General features: G+C 46.0%; 21 protein-coding genes. All 21 read right to left on the reverse strand.

What is annotated here, in order from left to right; genetic code table 11:
• Positions 1–361: 361 nt before the first annotated feature.
• Positions 362–1,381, reverse strand: coding sequence for a transglutaminase domain-containing protein (locus FYJ57_RS11025; protein ID WP_328597479.1), 1,020 nt, complete (start codon positions 1,379–1,381; stop codon positions 362–364).
• 113 nt (positions 1,382–1,494) lie between these two features.
• Positions 1,495–2,634 (reverse strand): SLC13 family permease, encoded by a 1,140-nt coding sequence (locus tag FYJ57_RS11030; RefSeq protein ID WP_154432680.1) that lies wholly within the window; start codon positions 2,632–2,634, stop codon positions 1,495–1,497.
• Positions 2,635–2,638: 4 nt separating this feature from the next.
• Positions 2,639–2,836, reverse strand: coding sequence for a hypothetical protein (locus FYJ57_RS11035; protein WP_022171276.1), 198 nt, complete (start codon positions 2,834–2,836; stop codon positions 2,639–2,641).
• 64 nt (positions 2,837–2,900) lie between these two features.
• Entirely contained in the window at positions 2,901–3,467 is a 567-nt protein-coding gene (locus tag FYJ57_RS11040; RefSeq protein WP_154432681.1) for a chromate transporter, read from the reverse strand.
• Positions 3,464–4,054, reverse strand: a complete 591-nt coding sequence (locus FYJ57_RS11045; protein WP_154432682.1) for a chromate transporter — start codon at positions 4,052–4,054, stop codon at positions 3,464–3,466. The genes FYJ57_RS11040 and FYJ57_RS11045 overlap by 4 nt, the downstream gene beginning before the upstream one ends.
• 220 nt (positions 4,055–4,274) lie before the next feature.
• On the reverse strand, positions 4,275–5,570 hold the full coding sequence (gene eno / locus FYJ57_RS11050; protein WP_154432683.1) for a phosphopyruvate hydratase: 1,296 nt from the start codon (positions 5,568–5,570) through the stop codon (positions 4,275–4,277).
• 144 nt (positions 5,571–5,714) lie between these two features.
• Positions 5,715–6,602 carry an urease accessory protein UreD gene (locus FYJ57_RS11055; protein WP_235904562.1) on the reverse strand — a complete coding sequence of 296 codons (888 nt, stop codon included), beginning with the start codon at positions 6,600–6,602 and terminating at the stop codon, positions 5,715–5,717.
• The gene (gene ureG, locus FYJ57_RS11060) at positions 6,580–7,188 is read right to left on the reverse strand and encodes an urease accessory protein UreG (protein ID WP_154432684.1); all 609 of its coding nucleotides are present in this window, start codon (positions 7,186–7,188) and stop codon (positions 6,580–6,582) included. Before ureG ends, FYJ57_RS11055 begins: the two co-directional genes overlap by 23 nt.
• A gap of 75 nt (positions 7,189–7,263) precedes the next feature.
• Positions 7,264–7,959: an urease accessory protein UreF gene (locus FYJ57_RS11065; protein WP_154432685.1), complete on the reverse strand. Its 696-nt coding sequence runs from the start codon at positions 7,957–7,959 to the stop codon at positions 7,264–7,266.
• Positions 7,960–7,967: 8 nt separating this feature from the next.
• The gene (locus tag FYJ57_RS11070) at positions 7,968–8,447 is read right to left on the reverse strand and encodes an urease accessory protein UreE (protein WP_154432686.1); all 480 of its coding nucleotides are present in this window, start codon (positions 8,445–8,447) and stop codon (positions 7,968–7,970) included.
• Between the two features lie 14 nt (positions 8,448–8,461).
• On the reverse strand, positions 8,462–9,154 hold the full coding sequence (gene urtE / locus FYJ57_RS11075) for an urea ABC transporter ATP-binding subunit UrtE (protein WP_154432687.1): 693 nt from the start codon (positions 9,152–9,154) through the stop codon (positions 8,462–8,464).
• Positions 9,147–9,926: an urea ABC transporter ATP-binding protein UrtD gene (gene urtD / locus FYJ57_RS11080; RefSeq protein WP_154432688.1), complete on the reverse strand. Its 780-nt coding sequence runs from the start codon at positions 9,924–9,926 to the stop codon at positions 9,147–9,149. Before urtD ends, urtE begins: the two co-directional genes overlap by 8 nt.
• A gap of 2 nt (positions 9,927–9,928) precedes the next feature.
• The gene (gene urtC, locus FYJ57_RS11085) at positions 9,929–11,050 is read right to left on the reverse strand and encodes an urea ABC transporter permease subunit UrtC (protein ID WP_154432689.1); all 1,122 of its coding nucleotides are present in this window, start codon (positions 11,048–11,050) and stop codon (positions 9,929–9,931) included.
• A 12-nt stretch (positions 11,051–11,062) separates the two neighbouring features.
• Positions 11,063–11,956: an urea ABC transporter permease subunit UrtB gene (urtB, locus tag FYJ57_RS11090; protein ID WP_154432690.1), complete on the reverse strand. Its 894-nt coding sequence runs from the start codon at positions 11,954–11,956 to the stop codon at positions 11,063–11,065.
• A gap of 21 nt (positions 11,957–11,977) precedes the next feature.
• Positions 11,978–13,219 (reverse strand): urea ABC transporter substrate-binding protein, encoded by a 1,242-nt coding sequence (gene urtA, locus FYJ57_RS11095; protein ID WP_154432691.1) that lies wholly within the window; start codon positions 13,217–13,219, stop codon positions 11,978–11,980.
• 31 nt (positions 13,220–13,250) lie between these two features.
• On the reverse strand, positions 13,251–13,892 hold the full coding sequence (locus FYJ57_RS11100) for a cytidylate kinase-like family protein (RefSeq protein WP_154432692.1): 642 nt from the start codon (positions 13,890–13,892) through the stop codon (positions 13,251–13,253).
• A gap of 187 nt (positions 13,893–14,079) precedes the next feature.
• Positions 14,080–14,814: a response regulator transcription factor gene (locus FYJ57_RS11105; RefSeq protein WP_235904564.1), complete on the reverse strand. Its 735-nt coding sequence runs from the start codon at positions 14,812–14,814 to the stop codon at positions 14,080–14,082.
• Positions 14,814–17,291, reverse strand: a complete 2,478-nt coding sequence (locus FYJ57_RS11110; protein WP_154432694.1) for a response regulator — start codon at positions 17,289–17,291, stop codon at positions 14,814–14,816. The genes FYJ57_RS11105 and FYJ57_RS11110 overlap by 1 nt, the downstream gene beginning before the upstream one ends.
• A gap of 56 nt (positions 17,292–17,347) precedes the next feature.
• On the reverse strand, positions 17,348–19,069 hold the full coding sequence (gene ureB, locus FYJ57_RS11115) for an urease subunit beta (RefSeq protein WP_154432695.1): 1,722 nt from the start codon (positions 19,067–19,069) through the stop codon (positions 17,348–17,350).
• A gap of 17 nt (positions 19,070–19,086) precedes the next feature.
• Positions 19,087–19,449 (reverse strand): urease subunit beta, encoded by a 363-nt coding sequence (gene ureB, locus FYJ57_RS11120; protein ID WP_154432696.1) that lies wholly within the window; start codon positions 19,447–19,449, stop codon positions 19,087–19,089.
• A 13-nt stretch (positions 19,450–19,462) separates the two neighbouring features.
• Positions 19,463–19,765 carry an urease subunit gamma gene (gene ureA, locus FYJ57_RS11125; protein WP_154432697.1) on the reverse strand — a complete coding sequence of 101 codons (303 nt, stop codon included), beginning with the start codon at positions 19,763–19,765 and terminating at the stop codon, positions 19,463–19,465.
• Positions 19,766–19,978 lie beyond the last annotated feature (213 nt).

The raw sequence follows: 19,978 nt of genomic DNA on the forward strand, positions 1-19,978 counted from the left end.
TTTTAAAAAGAACTTTCGAGGAATGTGTTTCACTGTTCAGTTATCAAAGATCAGTTTTGCATTGCCGTTTGTCTCAAACAGCTTTGCTATTATATCATGTCGTTTCCTGCCTGTCAAGAACTTTTTTTAACTTTTTTGAAGTTGTTTTGCTTCTCTCTTGCAGCAACTTTGGCATCTTATCACATCCAACCGGCTGTTGTCAAGAACTTTTTTCATTTCTTTTTGACAGCTTTGTGATCTCTATGAGATCTCTCAGACGCAACTCTGATAGGATACCATTGTATACATGGTTTGTCAACAGTTATTTTCATGTTTTTTTATTTTTTTGTGAATAACCAAAATATCAGATTTTTCATGTCTTTTATTTCATTTCCCCTTCATTCGCCTCTTCCAGTGTCACTTCCGTTTCCGGTTGTCCCTGATCTTCCACATAATCGAAGCACAGGACCGCCTGTGGCCAGTTCAGGCTGATACGGGCACTTTTCTGTTTTTCTTTTCCGGCTTTCCGGATCAGTTCAAGAAGTTCTCTGAGGATCTCCCGGGTGAGATATCCTCCACGCCAGTGAAAAGTAAACACTCGACCTTTTTTTGCAGTCTGTAATGCTCGCTTATACACATCCTCCTGCTTCGTGAAGGACAGTTTCTTTTCCCTATAATAGAAGTGATCCCCATCCGTACAGTGTGGAGCCGGTGCGATCAGCGGTTCGTGATCCCGGAAGATATTTTTGTCATCCAGATTGAAGTAGTCGTAACGGATGTCATTGTGACTCAGGGAATTGTCAAAGGTGACATCCATGTGATAATATTTGCCACCCAGTTTTACGATATTCCAGGTGTGGCGGTATTTGATCCCTTTTTCCGGGTTGTTGCCGCAGATAACGATCATACACCAGAGCCCCAGTGCATCGCACAAAACTTTTACTGCCTTGGCAATCCCCTCGCAGACACCCACACCCTGTCCCAGCGGTCCGATGATCTCATGGGAATAGGCTTTCTTTAATTTATCATACCGGACATTCTCGCATATAAAGTCGTGGACAAATTTTTCTTTTTCCCACTCGGACTTACCCTTTACCGGACGTACCAGCTTTTCTACTCTCGCCTGCATGGCGCGCTGGTGTTCTTTTACTTTATTTTTCTCAAACAGATATTCCGGCACAAAGATCAGATTCGGGGAATCCTGATAATATTTGTAGCGAAATCCCGTCGCCCAAAAAATCTCCGGGTGATCCAGACGGAGCTGGAAAAACACATTGTAGAGTTCTTCCGGCTCCAGACGTGGAAGCAAGATTTCATCTGCCATGTTCTGAATTCCCTGAAGGATATTATGGTAGGCAGACTGCTGCGTTTTGTTCATGTGGTTATAATAATATGTTTCGATGACGGTTCTCCTTTGTATTTCTTCTTTTCACAAATAAGGGTGTAAAATGCGATTCTGCGCCTTTTATTTTGTTTCCTATTTTCTATATTCTTCAATCATACTTTCCTTATACGTTATACTACAACGGTCACTGCCAACAGCACAATTGCAAAGACTATATTCCATACCGTAAAATGCCGAAAATATTGCCCTTTTGTACCAGCTGTTTCATTCTTTTCACTTTCCTGTACATAAAATTTATAAGAGATCAGACTTGCCAGGGAAGCGATCAGGGTTCCCAGACCTCCAATATTCACTCCCCGGAGAAGCATAGGATAGTCTGTAGTAAAACCGGAAAGTAAAATAGCCGCCGGAACATTGCTGATGACCTGGCTGGCAGCAAAACCAAGAATAAGTTCATGTCCTTCCAGTACTTTTATCAGCAGTTCTTTTACGATTGAAATCCGCCCCATATTTCCGATAAATACAAAAAATGCAACAAAAGTAAGAAGCAGACTATAATCTACTCTCAGCGGTAAAAATTCTTCTTTTCCACTTCCGAAAAGGAACAGACAAATCAGAAGTGTAATTCCCAGAAGCACTGGCCAGGACAGCACACGTAAAACCGTTGCCAGACTTACGCAAAAAAGGAAGAGCAAAATCAGATTTTCAGCTGTTTTGTTCTTTTTGGTTTTTCTCCTGATCTGTTCTATCTGCATGCTTTCATTCTTCTGTAACAGACAGCCCCCGATCAGAAGAAGCAAAGATACCAGCGACAAAGGTCCCATGACCTTTACAAAAGACAGAGCAGACATTCCGGAGACGGAATACAAATACAGATTCTGCGGATTACCCACCGGAGTTGCCATACTTCCAAGATTGGCAGCTATCGTCTCCATGGTAATCACCGGAATCATCCGCTGATCCAGTTTTGCCATACGCAGCACCAGAATCGTAAACGGCACAAAAGTCAGAAGTGCCACATCATTGGTAATCCACATAGAGCAGAAAAAACAAAGTCCCACCAGAACCAGCATCAACTGCCGGAAAGTGTGTACCTTTTTCAGCAGTGTATTCGCCATCTGTTCAAATAACCCAGTCTTCTTAAATCCCTCCATGATCGTCATCAGACAAAACAATAAAGCCAGTACTCTGGTGTCAATATATCCTGCATAAGCTCGGTCCGGTCTGACAAAAAACATGGAAATAACAGCAAGAAAAACCGCGATACAAAGCACGGTTTCTCTTTTTAAATATACAATTACTCTCTTCATCTTCTTATACCAGTGTCAGAACCCGGCTCGTCAGGGATATGACCAGAATGATCACCGCGATGATTCCCACGATCCGGAAGATTTTTGTCTGTCGTACCGACTGATACTTCATGCCTCTTGCAAATCCTTTTGGGTTGATCGCCATGAAAAGGGCAATGGCAAGGCAGATCGTATCCAGAATAATACCTATCCAAAATTCCATAGATGTTCTCCTTTATGTTTTCTGTGTTCCAGTATACCGCAATTTTCAGGAAAAGAAAATCCTTTTATCCGATCCCCGCAATCGCCGTCAGCAGCTTCAGCACTCCTGCCAGTGCCATCACAAGTACCGGGTTCCATTTTGTTTTCCGAAGAAGGATCAGGCAGATCACAAAGATTCCCACCATCACCCAGCGGGTGTCCGCCAGTGCGATGACATCCGCCCCGTTCCAGAAGGCAGATACCAGAATCGATACGCCCGCAGACGCGATCATCGCCACAACCGCCGGTCGCAGAGACTGTAAGACGCTCTGCAACAGATCCATTTTCTGATATTTCAGATACATCCAGGCAAGTAACGTTACCAAAATGCATGAAGGCAGAATACATCCCACTGTGGAAACCACTGCTCCCGAAATCCCGGCAATCTTGGTTCCGACAAAGGTTGCGGAATTGATCGCGATGGGACCCGGTGTCATCTGGGAAATGGTGATCAGATTAGTGAATTCTCCCATGTCCAGCCATCCGTGACGGCTCACCACCTGTTCCTGAATTAACGGCATCGCGGCATAACCGCCTCCGAAGCTGAACATGCCGATCTGAAGAAAACTGAAAAATAACTGAAGATAAATCATTTCTTCCGTTTCCCCCTTCCTGCCAGTACCGTGCGGATCACTCCCATCGCAATACAGATCAGCACGATATACACCACCGGAACTTCCATCACATAAGAAGCGATAAAAGCGGCTGCCATGATCACAATCGATGTCCACTCTTTTTTCTTCGCGATCCCCGCTGCCATATCCCATACCACGGAAGCGATCACTGCTCCCACGCCAGCCTGCATCCCGTCCAGAAGCTCACTGATGATGAAATTATCCCGAAATATCTGATAAAAAACAGAGATCACAGAGATGATAAGAAAAGGGGGTAGAACTGTTCCGAAAATTGCTGTCAGTACCCCTGCAAGACCGGCCAGTTTATAGCCAACCACAATTGCTCCATTTACCGCGATCGCCCCAGGTGCCGACTGTGCAATAGCAATCAGATCCAACATCTCATTTTCTTCGATCCAATGGTACTTATCCACGAACTTATCCTTCATCAGCGTAACGATCACATATCCGCCACCAAAAGTAAAGGCACTCAGATATAACGTGGACAAAAACAATTTCCAAAGCACCTTTTGTTTTTTCCTCACATTCTTCCTCCTGATTTTCATCTGTTTTATCTTTTCAGCAACATACGCTTTTATTGTATCAGTTTCTTTTTTTCTTTACAATCACTTCCGTAGTTCAACAGAACAAAGAACGTGTTCTGACACATCCGCATGAAACATTTTTCATTTACAGAAAAGCCTTTTTTGACATAGAAAAGGGTGCATCGATTTTTACAAAAATCGATGCACCCACCTCTAATGATCCGACAGCATTTTTCTGCCTTTATTTTTTGATGCCAAATGCTTCTTTTCCCGGAAATACTGCTGCTTCACCGAGTTCTTCCTCGATTCTTAACAGCTGGTTGTATTTTGCCACACGTTCGCTTCGGCTTGGTGCACCGGTCTTGATCTGACAGGTGTTCAGTGCTACTGCGAGATCTGCGATCGTGGTGTCTTCTGTTTCACCGGAACGGTGAGAGGAAATGGCGGTATACCCTGCTTTGTGTGCCATCTTGATAGCTTCCAGTGTCTCGGATACGGAACCGATCTGGTTCAGTTTGATCAGGATGGAGTTTGCACAGCCAAGGCCGATTCCTTTTGCCAGGCGTTCGGTGTTGGTTACGAACAGATCATCGCCAACCAGCTGTACCGTATCTCCCAGCTCTTTGGTCATCATCTGCCATCCTTCCCAGTCTTCCTCATCCAGACCGTCTTCAATGGAGTAGATCGGATATTTGCTGCACAGTTCTTTCCAGTGTGCTACCAGTTCTTCCGATGTAAATTTCTTTCCGCATTTTGGCAGAACGTATTCGCCCCTCTTGCTTCCTTTCCACTCACTGGATGCTGCATCCATAGCCAGTACGAAATCTTTGCCCGGTTCATAGCCTGCTCTTTTAATCGCCTCCAGAATGCACTCGATGGCTTCTTCATCGCTGCCAAGATCCGGTGCGAATCCACCTTCGTCACCTACGGAAGTAGCCAGACCTTTCTCTTTTAACAGAGCTGCCAGTGCGTGGAAGACTTCCGTACACCAGCGCAGACCTTCTTTGAAGCTTGCTGCGCCTGCAGGCATGATCATGAATTCCTGTACATCTACCGTGTTGGCTGCATGTGCACCACCATTCAAGATGTTCATCATCGGCAGTGGCAGGCGATTGCCGTTTACACCGCCCAGGAAACGGTACAGTGGCAGATCCAGTGCGTTTGCTGCCGCTCTGGCACCTGCAATCGATACTGCCAGAATAGCGTTTGCGCCCAGATTGGATTTGTCTTTGGTTCCGTCTGCTTTGATCATAGCTGCATCTATCGCATAGATATCCAGCGCATTGACGCCTTTTAATGTTTCATTGATTACTGTGTTTACATTGGCAACCGCTTTGGATACGCCTTTGCCTCCGAATTTTTCTTTATCTCCGTCTCTCAGCTCCAGTGCTTCGAATTCTCCGGTAGATGCACCGCTGGGTGCGGTTCCTCTTCCCATGGTTCCGTCTGACAGATAAACCTCTGCTTCTACGGTAGGATTGCCTCTGGAGTCAATAATTTCACGTCCGATTACTTTTTCAATTGTCAAATGTTTCATACTATCCCTGACCCTTTCCCATGGATGATCCTCTGCTCCCATTCCGCAGAAGCAGAAAGGATCTTCCCACGACTTATTCACATGATGGTTAGCTTTTACTAACTGCAATAAGTGTATCGCAACTTTATAGGATTTTCAATAGGTTTAAACGGGATTTTTTCTCAGTAACCGTAAGATTTTGTCACTCAATTCTTCCAGCACCTGACCACGCCAGCCGAACAGTCTGACAGCATAATCGCCCTCTGCAAGCCGTGTGATTCCACCCTGGCAGTTTTTCCGCTCATCTTCCAGGAGATTCCGCACCTCTTCGCAAAAAGCTTCCCCATCCTCCGGTTTTGTCACAAACAGATTTGCCTGATGGGTAAATCCTTCCATCATACCTGTCTCTTCCATAGAAAACAGTTCCGGCTCATACCAGGTATTATCCCGGTAGATCAGCCGCCCGCCTCTGCGGATCTCCACATAATTACGAAAACTCCGGTATGCAAATCGTTCTCCTCTTGCGTATCGTCCACAGGTAAGGATCTCACACATCTGAAAAACTGCTGTTTCATCTTCCAGCTCGATCTCCATCCGGTTTTCAAAAGCGGATCCTGCAAACGGAATCGTCGGCTGCGGATGAAAACAGAAACTGCCCCCGGATGCAACCGATATTTTCGTCTCACGTTTTGCATCGCCACTGTCCATCGGATGAATCTTATCATAGGACTGTGACAGGAACTCGACCTTTGCCCCGGGTAAAATATGAAAAGAAAATGCCTGTCGGTCTCCTTCCATAATTCCCGCCGATGCAGCAAGAAGCATCACCTGAATCCCCCCGTCCGGCAGTAAAAAAGGCTGCATAATTTTATAAGGTGCCGTAAATCTCACATCAGATAAAACGGTCTTTCCCTCCCGCTTTCCTGCCTCCAGGGAAAGGGTGGATACTTTCCCAAACTGATTTTCTTTCATATCGGTATCCTTTCGTTTTCCTGTATCTTTCTGCCTTTTGTCATCCGCTGCTTCGCCTTTACATTCCTTCCAGCAGGACATTGCTTTTGATCCATGCGATCACATCATCCACATGTTCTTCCCCGCGGATATTGGTAAAAATAAACGGGCGGTCTCCCCTCATTTTTTTCGAATCCCGTTCCATCACACCAAGATCTGCGCCCACATACGGTGCCAGATCGATCTTATTGATCACCAGAAGATCCGAACGGGTGATACCGGGACCTCCTTTTCTCGGAATCTTATCACCCTCTGCCACATCAATGACAAAGATTGTTGCATCCACCAGTTCCGGTGAAAACGTGGCCGACAGATTGTCTCCTCCGCTCTCAATGAAAAGCAGCTGAATATCCTGAAATCGTTCCATCATCTCATCCACCGCTTCCAGGTTCATGGACGCATCTTCCCGGATCGCCGTGTGGGGACAGCCACCGGTCTCCACACCGATGATCCGTTCTCTCGGCATGACACTGTTTTTCGCCAGAAATTCCGCATCTTCTTTTGTATAAATATCGTTGGTGATGACACCGATACTGTATTCCTCCGCCATTCTCCTTGTCAGCGCCTCGATCAGTGCTGTTTTTCCCGAACCTACCGGTCCGGCAACTCCTATTTTGACATATGACATGACTGTCTCCTCCTTTTTTGTTACTGTTCACTCCGTTCCCAGTAACCCTTTTTTCTCTAATCTACTCTCGGAATCTCAGGACATATATAACCTGGAATACAACGTTTCATGCTGTATACACCGAAGATCAAACCCCGGCGTGGATGCACAGAGCATTTCTTCAGGCACATTATTTACCTTTTCTGTCATCTCTTCCAGCAGTGGATGCAGACGAAACAACAATTTCTGTCCTTCAGACTGACTCAGTGGAATGGTCTTTACACAGTTTGTCACCATCGCTGAAGTCTGGGCATATAAAAATCCTGCCAGAACTTCCTGCTTCTCCATACCCGCAGCCGCACATAACGTTCCATACGCACAGGGATGACACGTTGTCTTCCCCGCTCTTTTTTCCAGATAGTCCTTCCAGCGCGGAAGTTGTGAAAGTGTCTCCATCCCGTTGATGGTTTTTACAAATCTTCTTCCCAGTTTTTTCGATGCTTCCCGCACTTCCTCCGGTATGCGAGATGCTTCCATCTCCTCTTCCAGACGATCCAGTTTTCCCATCTGTTCGCCCACCGCTGCCTCATAAGCCAGTCGTACCGCCAGCAGATCCGTGTAGAAAATGCTGTAACGCAGACGATTGCGGATAAACCTGTCCGCCGTCGCTGCGTCCTTTACCAGACCATATTGAATATAGGTTTCCAGTCCATAGGAATGAGAATATCCCCCGATGGGAAACAGTGCATCATTGATCTGCAGAAGAAGAAAATGATGATTTCTTTTCTCCATATTCGCTCCTAATGATGATGATTGTGGATCGATGATGAGATCCGTTTTTCAAAGCAAAGTCTCTGTGTAACTTTTTTTACCTCCACGCCGTGAAACCGGCTTAGCATCTGAAGCATCGGCTCGTTGTACGGCGTGATAAAAGACCACGCATCCTCACCGTAAAACAGCGGGGCGTGACGGTTCCCGATCTCGTAACAGACCTTCGGAACCATCTCCGGATGATCTTTTGCAACCTGAATCACCACAACTTCACAGGGCGGTGTATGCACAGCGATCACCAGCTTCTCATCCAGATAAATCACATCCCCTTCATACAGTCCCCGGGAAAGAATGGAATCATCCATACGGATCCCCACTTCTCTTCCGCTTTCTGTCTCTTTTCTGTGAATTTTTTTAAAAGCCTCATGCCATTCGATGGGCACATACTCCACCGTTTTTCCTTCTATGTCCAGATCTTCCAGTCGTCCGACCACTGTTTCACATATCATTTTCATTCCTCCCGTCAGTCTGTCATCATTTTCTGTACTTTTCGGGGATCCATCTCTTTGGTTCTTCCCTGCAGCACGATGGAACCTTTCTCCATCACATACAGTGCATCGGAAATACCAAGTACAAAGTCCAGATACTGTTCCACGATCAGCACCGTGATATCCAGTTCTTTGTTCACTCTTCGGATCGCTTCCCCGATATCCTGAATGATCGATGGCTGAATACCCTCGGTCGGCTCATCCAGGATCAGGATTTTCGGGTCGGTCACCAGTGCTCTTGCGATTGCAAGCTGCTGCTGCTGACCACCGGAGAGGTCTCCTCCCTTTCTTTTTGCAAATTGGGGAAGGATCGGAAACAGATCATATATATACTCCGGTACCTTTCCCTTTCCGCCAAGAGCCTGCAGACCCAGTTCTATATTTTCCTGTACCGTCATCTGCGGAAAAATATCTCTTCCCTGCGGTACATAGCCAATTCCTTTTTTTACCCTGTCATAGGTTTTCATATGAATGATGTCCTGATCTGCCAGAAGAATCCTTCCTGTGGGTGTTTTCACCAGACCCATAATGCTTTTTAATGTAGTACTTTTTCCCACACCATTTCTTCCTATCAGACAGGTAATCTCTCCTTTTTTTGCCTGGAGATTCAGTCCGGGGATCACGCGGCTCTCTCCGTAATATGCATCCATCTGTTCTATCTTAAGCATTCCGTTCACCGCCCCTTCCAAGGTATACCGCCTGTACCGTCTCGTCCGCAAGTACCTGATGAATGTCACCTTCCATCAGGACTTTTCCCTCATGAAGAACGGTAACACAGTCTGCAATCTGCTTCACGAAATCCATATCGTGTTCTACCACGATAATCGTACACTCTTTTTTAATTTCTTTCAACAGTTCCCCGGTTTTAAATGTTTCCGGTTTTCCCATGCCTGCCGCCGGCTCATCCAAAAGGATGATCTCCGGTTTCTGTACAAACTGCATGGCAATCTCCAGCCACTGTTTTTCCCCATGGGCCAGAGAGCCTGCCAGAATATCCTTTCTTTTTTCCAGTCCCACTTTTTTCAGTGTTTCATCAATCAGTGCTTTTTCTTCCTCACTGGTTCTGTGAAAAACACTTTGCCACACTCCCTTATTTTCTTTCAGAGACAGTTCCATATTTTCTTCTACTGTCAGATTGACGAAAACCGAAGGAACCTGAAATTTCCGGACAACGCCTTCTTTTACAATCTTATATTCTTTCATTCCCGTCAGACGGACCTTTTCCCCATCTGCCGGATAAAAACTTACATTTCCTTCGGTAGGCTTTGTCTTTGCACAGATAATGTCCAGCAATGTGGTTTTTCCTGCACCGTTGGGACCGATAAAAAAGTGGATACTGTTACGTTTTACCTTTACATTTACATCGGTCAGTGCCTGAAAACCGTCAAAGACTACAGAAACATTCTTTATTTTCAATACAGTATCTTGTTCTTTTCCCATCGCTATTCCTCCGCTTTTACCGGTATCGGCTGATGATCTCTGCCTTCTTTTTCTGCTCTGGATCTTCTTTTCTGCAGCAATGCCGGAATCTGATCCTTTACAATTCCCACAATTCCACCTTTAAAGAACAGAATGGTGATCACAAACAGAAGTCCGATGATATATTGCCAGCTTTCCGCCATACTTCCGGAACTCAGGTTATACTCGCACAGGTTGATCAGGAAAGCACCGATCACCGCTCCGATCAGCGTTCCTCTTCCTCCGATCGCTACCCAGATGACCATGGTGATAGAATAAGTAATTGACATCTGGGTCGGTGTGATGGATCCGTTAAAATTGACAAACAGTGCTCCGGCAACCGCTGCAAAGATAGCAGACAGCATATAGATCACATTTTTATAATTGCTGACACAGTAGCCGGAAAAATACGTTCTGTTTTCTCCGTCCCGGATGGCAATCAGGATCTTTCCGAACTTTGTATGTACCAGAAAATAGGACAGTGCATAAATCAGGATCAGAACCACCAGTGCCACATAAAACAGTGTCACAAGGTTTCCTTCATTTTTCGGTCCTCGGAGGCTTCCAAGCACCGACTGTATCTGGCTGATTCCCACATTTCCGTTGGTATACGGAGACAGGGCAATAAAAATGGAATATGCCGCCCAGGTAAGTGCCTGCGAAATAATTGAAAAATAAACACCTTTTACTCTGTTTTTAAAGATGAAATATCCGATCAGCCCGGAGACCACCAGCGGTGCCAGAAAGATCATCAGAAAAGTTCCCGGAAGTGACAGAAACGGTTTCCAGATCAATGGAAGTTCTGTCAGACCTCCCACCTGCATAAAATCTGTGATTTTTCCATGGGTTTCTACCATTTTCAGATACATTCCCATACCATAAGCACCGAGGCAGAAATATAAGCCGTGTCCCAGACTTAAGATTCCGGTATATCCCCAGATCAGATCCAGTCCGATCGCCACGATGGCAAATGCCATGCATTTTCCAAGAAACAACACTGTGGTGCTTTTTACAAATCCATTCAGTAACAGCAGGGGCATCAAAGCCAGTGCGATCACAATAACAGTAAAGCACAGATTATATCCGTTCTTTTTTAACAGCTTCATCTTTCACCCCTCCTATTCGTCCAGTGCTCTGCTTCGTACGGTAAACAGTCCCTGTGGTTTTTTCTGTAAAAAGATAATAATGATCAGTAATACGATGGCTTTCGCAATAGAGGAAGATGTCATGGTTTCAAATCCTATGCTGGAGAATCCGATAATGGAAGAACCAAGTACAGTTCCAAGCAGCTTTCCTACACCGCCAAGAACGACCGCCATAAAAGTATTTACAATATAATTCTGTCCGACTGTGGAATCTATGGATCCCAGCAGTGCGATGGAACATCCGGCAATTCCCGCCAGACCGGAGCCGATGCTGAAGGTCAGGTTGTCAATTTTTCTGGAATTAATTCCCATACACTGAGCCATGGAACGGTTCTGCATAACCGCCCGCATCTGCCGTCCAAAATTGGTCCGGTACATCAGAAACCATACCAGAAGCAGACAGCAGGCAACCAGGGCGATAATAAACAGACGGGTCATGGATAAGGACGTTTTCCCGATCCGGATGCTTCCGGATAACACTTTTGGTGTCGTAACCAGAACACCCTGTGTACCGAATATGGTTCTCGCCGCCTGCTGAAGAATCAGGCTGATTCCCCAGGTAGCAAGAAGACTGTCGATCTCCCGGCCGTACAGTCTGGAAACCACCAGGGTTTCCAGAAGTGAGCCGATGAGAAAGGTGACTGCAAATGCAATAATAATAGAAAGAAAATATCCGACATCCGCACCGCTGTTTCCAAGCCAGGTCTGTAACAGATTCTGAATTACATAACTGGTGTAGGCACCGATCATCATGAACTCTCCGTGAGCCATATTGATCACCCGCATCAGACCAAAGGTAATGGCAAGTCCAAGGGATGCCAGCAATATAATAGAAGATAAACTTAATCCATTAAACAGAAGATTCATGAAGTGCCTCCTTTTCGTTGTTTATTCCAGTGGCTGTACCCCTGCTTTTACTGCCCAGTCATAAGTCGTCAGATATGGATCCGGCTCTACCGGTCCGTCTGTCGCGGATACTTCATAGATCAGACCGTCCTCTTTCACTTCACCGATACGAACCGGCTTGGAAATATGCTGATTTTCTCCGTTGACTGTGATAGTTCCTTCCGGTGCATCGATGCTCAGTCCGTCCAGTGCCTCTCTTACCGCATCCGTATCAAAACTTCCGGCTTTTTCACAGGCTGCTTTCCACATATAAACCGCATCATATGCTGCTTCTGCAAGATCTGACGTTACACGGTCTTCGCCGTATTTTTCTTTATACGCTTTTACAAATTCCTGGTTTTTCTCCGTGTCGGTTGTCTCGTAGTAATTCCAGGATACCAGGTTTCCTTTCAGGATATCTGCCCCGATGGTCTGTACTTCTTCCTCCGCGATAGAGAAAGACATGGTCATCATATCATCAGATGTGATATTTCTGTCTGCCAGCTGTTTGAAGAAAGAAACATTACCGGTACCGTTCAGTGTATTGATGATCACATCCGGCTGTGCCGCTTCGATTTTGGAAATAATGGAGGAAAATTCGGTCTGATCCATGGCCGCATATTCTTCTCCCACCACTTCTGCTCCGTCCACCGCATCGATCTGTGCGTTAATGATCATGTTAGCCGTTCTCGGGAATACATAATCCGAACCCAGCAGAAAGAATCTGGTATATCCCTGATCCAGCAGGTATTCAATCGCCGGTACGATCTGCTGATTTGGTGCTGCTCCCATATATACAATATTTTTGGAAGATTCCATTCCTTCATACTGTACCGGATACCACAGAAGGCTGTTATAATCTTCGAAAATCTGTTTTACTGCTTTTCTGGAAGAGGAAGTCCAACATCCGAACACAGTTGCCACCTCATCTTCTCCCAGCAGTTTTTCTGCTTTTGTTGCAAAGGTTGACGGCTCCGATGCACCGTCTTCCTCGATATATTCAATCTGTTTTCCCAAAACACCGCCGTCGGCATTGATCTCGTCGATGGCCAGCACTTCTGCATCTCTTATTGATCCTTCACTGATGGCCATGGAACCGGTCAGGGAGTGAAGAAGACCAACCGTTACGGTATCCTCTCCGCTGTCTGCACTTTTGTCCGTTCCGCTGCTGCCACATCCGATCATGGAAAGTGCCAGGGTCGTACAGGTAACTGCCGTAAGTAAATCTCTCATTCTTTTTTTCATAATCTCTCTCCTCCTCGTCTGGCTGATTCTGTTACTGCTGAACAGTTCTCGCCAGTCTGATATCTTTAAAATGGGCGATAATCTCTGTACAGTCATCGTAACCGATGCGTTCACTGTTCAATGTCATATCATAGGCCACCGGATCGGTCCAGGAGCCTCCTCCGGTATAATAGCTGTAATAATTGGCTCTGTATTTATCTGTCTGGTAGATCATCTGATCCGCCTCCTGTGCTGTCACATCCAGCCGTTCCATGATCGTGGCCCGGCAGGCACGCCTTGGTGCCTCCACATAGATACTGATCACATTGCTGAAATCTTTCAGAATGTAATTGGCACATTTTCCAATGATGATACAGGATTCTGTCTTGGCCAGTTCCCGGATGATCTCCGCCTGAATATTAAACAGATTCACATCCGATACAAAGTCTTTCTGACTGGGTTCTGCCAGCCGGTTGATCTTTGGAAATTTCTTCAGTGCCATGGCAATCTTTTTGCCGTTCAGTTTTTCATCGGATTTTACAAACAGTGACTTGTTGATCCCGCTGTAATCCGATGCCATCTGTAAAATCTGTTTCTCATAGCAGGGGATTCCCAGTTTTTTTGACAACCGGAGTCCGATCTGCTTTCCACCGCTGCCAAATCCTCTGGCAATGGTGATCACATAATTATCCATCTCGCAGCCTCCTTCCTTTTCCGAAACAAAGTTCTGGAACCGAAAAAGGAGCTGCTCTCTATGTTTCCATAGAAATCAGCTCCCTTGCCATCTCTTTGTTTTGATGGGACTATGATAGCATACGTTTTTTTCTTCGACAACCGGACAAATCCGGCTTTTTTCCCCGAAGAAACCGTCATCGTTACCGTCATTTCCGATACTGTACCGGTGTCTGCCCGGTATATTCTTTAAATAATTTTGAAAAATAATCTGTCGTTTTATATCCGAGTTTTTCACCGATCTCATAGATTCTGTCATCGGTATGTTCCAGAAGATACTTTGCATATTCCATCTTGTATTTCAACACAAACTGGTTAAAGTTCTCGTGCATCTGCCGTTTGAAAAGCTTCCCGAAATAATCCTTACTCAGCAAAAAAGCATCGGAAATTTCTTTCTGATTCAGGTCTGTATGTTCCTGAAAATACTGCATCAGTTTCTGTACAAATCCAGAGTGAACATCCGCACCGCAGGCAAGAAAAATCTGTTCTTCCACATTCTGCTCTCTTTCTGACTCCAGTTCCTCCCGAACCGTCCGCAGACATTCCTGCAGTTCTTCTTCCGTCACCGGTTTTAACAGATAGTCCATAGCTCCCAGTTTCATTCCCTGCCGTACATAGGAAAATTCATTATAGTTACTGACAATGATCCTCGGCGCTGTAATTCCTCTGTTTTTCAGTTCCTGTAAAAATTCCAGTCCGTTCATCACCGGCATCATCACATCCACGAAAAAAGCATCAAACTGCTCTGTTTCCATCTGCTCCAGTGCCCTTTTTCCGTTTTCTGCCTGACCGCCGATCACAAATCCTTCCTGCTGCCATACCGGAAGTTTTTCATAAAACAGCCGGTTGGTTCTGTCGTCTTCCACAATCAAGATCCGATACATCACACATCATTCTCCTTTATCACATATCTGCGGATCGCCTCCATGGTTTGTAAAAAAACGTCTGCAAATGCCTGCCAGTCTGCTTCTTTCCAGATCTGTTTTTTTATGCCGTTGAGACAGAGTTTCGCTTTTTCTTCCAGGGGACGGCAGCACAGATTACCGCTGACTCCTTTGATCCGATGCACTTCCATCTCCAGCTGTTCCCAGTTCTGCTCTTTTTGCAGCTGTTGTAACCGTTCCAGGACTCCCTCGTTATCCTCTGCAAAGATGGTCAACAGTTCACGGACTGCTTCCTGATCCCCGTAAAACTGCTGTTCCAGACTCCGGAAAGCCACCAGTTTCCCTTCTTCCCCTGTGGAATGTTCTTTTTCTGTAATATGTATTTCGTTTGTATATTCTTCCAACAGATTCTTCAGCCGTTCCATTGGTACCGGTTTGGGAAGGTAATCGTTCATCCCCGCTTCCCGCACTTTTGCCTCCACATCTTCTCCGATGTTTGCTGTCATTGCCACCAGAATCACATTGTTCCATTCCGGATTATTCCGGATCTGTCTGCTCACCTCATAGCCGCTGATCTTTGGCATGGAAAGATCCAGAAATACAAGATCATAGTCCTGCTGACGCATTCTTTCAATCACCTGTTCCCCATCGGCTTCTGTGTCTGCAACATAGCCAAATTTATGAAGCAATTCCGCTTCCAGTATCAGGTTCACCGGGTGATCGTCCACGATCAGAACCGATAACTTTCTTTTCTTCTTTTTCTGTACCGCCGTTTCCTTTTTCCGTACTTTTTCTTTTTTTCCATAGAGAAAATCCATGTCAAAGAAAAATCTGCTGCCACAGCCTTCTTCACTTTCCAGAAGAAGGCTGTACTGTCCGTGACTCATTTCTTCCACTATTTTCCGGCAAATAGGAAGGCCCAGTCCGGTACCTCCGTATTTTCGTGTGATACTCTCGTCTGCCTGGGCAAACGCGTCAAAAATCACCTGTCTCTGTTCCCGTTTGATCCCGATTCCCGTGTCTTCCACAGAAAACTCAAGAACACAATGTTTTCCGGTAAAGTGCAGACCTCGGATAGTCACTTTCACCCCTCCGGTTTTGGTGAATTTGAATCCGTTATAGACAAGGTTTGTCAGTACCTGACGAAGCCGCAGGGGATCACCGTAGATATATTCCGGTACTTCTTCTCCGATTTCCACTGTAAATGACAGATTTCTCTGTTCTGCCTCATTTTCCAGGATCCCATGCAGCGTATCGGTCAGTTGACGCAGACTGAAGTTTTTCTCCTCAAACGTCATTTTACCGGACTCCAGTTTGGAGTAATCCAGAATCTCGTTAATTTCTTCCAGCAGCAGATCCGTGGCCAGATGCATATTTTCCGCATACCGTTTCTGTTCACCGGACAGCTTTGTATCTTCCAGCAGGAAAAGATATCCCGAAATTGTATGCAGTGGAGTCCTAAGTTCATGAGACATCTGCGTCAGAAACTGACTTTTCACCCGGTTGGCTTTCTCTGCCTGTTTTTTTGCCTCCAGAAGTTCTCTTTCGATCCGCTCGGAACGATTCAATTCTGTCAACATCTCCGCGGAGAGTCCGTTAAATTCTTCAGCAAACTGTTGCAATTCCCACACGCCCGCCGGTTCCACAAACATTTTTCTTCTTCCATGCTGCCGTTCTATCGTCTTTTTATATAAGTTTACCGGACGGATATACCAGCGCTGAAACAGAGTCAGAAGCAGTACCAGCACGGCAAATTCCCCTATCCCAAAAAAAATCTGGATAAAGAATGCCTGCCGGTATTTCTGATTTGCCTGCTCTACGGTCTCATTGAGCCGCTGATTCATCCTTGTCTGGAATCTTTCCACATTAGCATCGATCAGACCCTTATATACTGTATAAGAACTTCCATACAGAATGCTCTCTGCCATATCACTTTTTTCTCCGTCCGTCACCTGGTAATCCTCTTCCAGCGGATAGTCTTTCACATAAGTGATCCATCGATTCAGAAATTCTTCTTCACTGCTGTCTGTCCTCCAGACTTTTGTGACCTCTTTCGCTTCCAGCATCAGGCGCATGGAACTGATCTCAATATGCATCAGGGTATCAGAAAAATACTTCGCTTTTTCCAGATCCCGTTCTTCCTGTGCCGGTATATCCGCTTTTTCGATTTCTTCCAGAATCTCTTCTCTCCGCATACGCTGTCTGGCTTCCCGCCAGTAATTTTCAAAATGCTGCATCTGTCCGGTGCTGGCAAAGGCGCGAACTTCATTCGTCAGATAATCGGAACACTCTTTCAGTTCCATGGCAAGCGTTTTATATTTGATCTGATTTTTGTAGGCTTCCTGCAGATTCTGGTTACTGACCATCTGGAGATGATTGCCCGCAAAAATCATAAGCATCTCCAGCGCGGCCAGAAGCAGAGCCATTCCGGTGATATATTTTGATTTTTTCCACTGTTTCCGGCTCTGCTTTTTCATTTCTGTTTTCCTTTCCCGATTCTGCTTTTTTCTTGCCGTACTTCCTGCTTCTGACTTTAAAACAAATTGTAGATCTGCGTCAGAGGCAGTTTTTCTGCTGGTTTGGAAGTGATCTGTTCCCCGTTTACCCGGACTTCATACGTCTCCGGATTGACCGTGATAGATGGTGTCTGGTCGTTATATTTCATATCTTTCTTTCCGATATTTCTGCATCCTTTTACAGGAACTACCGTTTTTTCCAGGTGGTATTTTTCTGCAACTCCATGTTCCATTCCGGCTTTTGATATAAAAGTCAGACAGGTTTTATACTTCGCCTTTCCGTGAGCCCCGAACATTGGGCGGTACATCACCGGTTCACAGGTAGGAATGGATGCATTGGCATCTCCCATCCGAGATGCGATGATCATGCCCCCTTTGATAATGATATCCGGTTTGATGCCGAAGAATGCCGGATTCCATAACACCAGATCCGCAAATTTTCCTGTCTCTACCGATCCCACGTAAGAGGATACTCCATGGGTAATGGCCGGATTGATCGTATATTTTGCCACATAGCGTTTTGCCCGGAAATTATCGTTTCCATGACCTTCGTCTTCCGGCAGCGCCCCTCGTTCCTCTTTCATCTTACTTGCCGTCTGCCAGGTTCTTGTGATCACCTCTCCCACACGACCCATCGCCTGGGAGTCGGAACTCATCATGGAGAAAACACCCATATCATGGAGCACATCTTCTGCTGCAATGGTCTCCGGACGGATTCGGGAATCGGCAAATGCCACGTCTTCCGGTATCCGTTTGTCCAGATGGTGACATACCATCAGCATATCCAGATGTTCGTCCAGCGTGTTCCTGGTATATGGCATAGTCGGGTTCGTGGAAGACGGAAGAATATTGGGTGCCGCAGCTGCCGTGATGATATCCGGTGCATGACCGCCTCCGGCACCCTCTGTATGATAGGTATGAATCGTTCTTCCTGCAATGGCCGCCAGCGTATCTTCCACACAGCCTCCTTCATTCAGGGTATCTGTATGAATCGCCACCTGGACATCATAAGCATCCGCCACGTTCAGACAATGATCAATCACCGCCGGAGTTGCCCCCCAGTCCTCATGGATCTTGAGTCCCATAGCTCCTGCTTCCACCTGTTCTGCCAGTGCTCTCTCATCCGAACAGTTTCCTTTTCCAAGCAAACCAATATTCATCGGATATTCTTCTGCCGCCTGCAGCATCCGCTCCATGTTCCACGGTCCCGGCGTGCAGGTAGTCGCATTTGTTCCGTCTGCCGGACCGCAACCACCTCCGATCATGGTCGTCACTCCACTGTACAGGGCACAATCCACCTGCTGCGGGGAGATAAAATGAATATGGGTATCCAGACCTCCTGCAGTCAGGATCAGGCCTTCACCAGCCAGTGCTTCCGTGGAAGCTCCCACAGTCATGCCCGGTGTTACCCCATCCATCACACAGGGATTGCCTGCTTTTCCGATTCCTGCGATTCTTCCATCTTTGATTCCGATATCTGCCTTATAGATTCCTGTATAGTCCAGAACCAGTGCATTCGTGATCACCAGATCCAGATCTCCGTCTTTACTTGTGGTAGTGACAGACTGTCCCATACCATCCCTGAGTGTTTTCCCACCGCCAAACTTGCTTTCATCTCCATACGTGGTATAATCTTTCTCCACTTCGATCACCAGACTGGTATCTGCAAGTCGCACTTTGTCCCCGGTGGTGGGACCATACATCATGGCATATTTATTTCCTGCTATTGTTATACTCATGCTGTTTCTCCTTCTTTTTAGCGGATAAACCCTCTCCGTTTTGCTTTCTCCACTGCTTCCTTTTTCGTCACTTCTGTGGCCTGTGCACAGGTCAGATCGTTCAGACCGAAGATCCTGCGGCTTCCTCCGATCTCCGTTACAGTCACTTCTTTTTCTTCTCCCGGTTCAAAGCGCACTGATGTTCCGGAAGGGATGTCCAGATGATAGCCATATGCTTTTTCTCTGTCAAAAACCAGGCAGCGGTTCACTTCAAAAAAATGAAAATGTGATCCTACCTGCACCGGGCGGTCGCCAATATTTGCTACCAGCAGTGTCTGTGTCTTCTTTCCTTCATTTATCACAATCTCTCTGTCCAGCGGCATGATTTCTCCGATTTTCATACTTCTCTCCTCCTTACTGAATAGGATTATGTACCGTTACCAGCTTGGTGCCGTCCGGAAACGTAGCTTCCACCTGAATCTGCGTTACCAGATCTGCTACTCCTTCCATTACGTCTTCTTTCGTCAGCAGTTTTGTTCCCAGCTGCATCAGCTCTGTTACCGTTTTTCCGTCTCTTGCCAGTTCCATCAGTTCTGAACTGATATACGCCACTGCTTCCGGATAGTTCAGCCGTAATCCTCTGGCCCGTCGTTCTTTCGCAAGATTGCCGGCCATATGCAGCAATAATTTTTCCTGTTCTTTCGGTGTAAGTCTCATGGGTACCTCCTTGTCTTACAAACTATACCAACAATGCACTTCTTGCACATTCTCGCAAATTTTGCTCGTTGCTCGCGTAAAAAAAGCAGACAACGATATCTCTTCGACATCGTTGTCTGCTTTGGAAAACAGATTAACATACTATAAAAAAGTTGTCAATTCCATCTTGTTTTTTCTCTTTTTCCAGCCTCGCCGTTTCCTTCCTGCATGCCT

Source organism: Oliverpabstia intestinalis (assembly GCF_009696065.1).
Taxonomy (GTDB): domain Bacteria; phylum Bacillota; class Clostridia; order Lachnospirales; family Lachnospiraceae; genus Oliverpabstia; species Oliverpabstia intestinalis.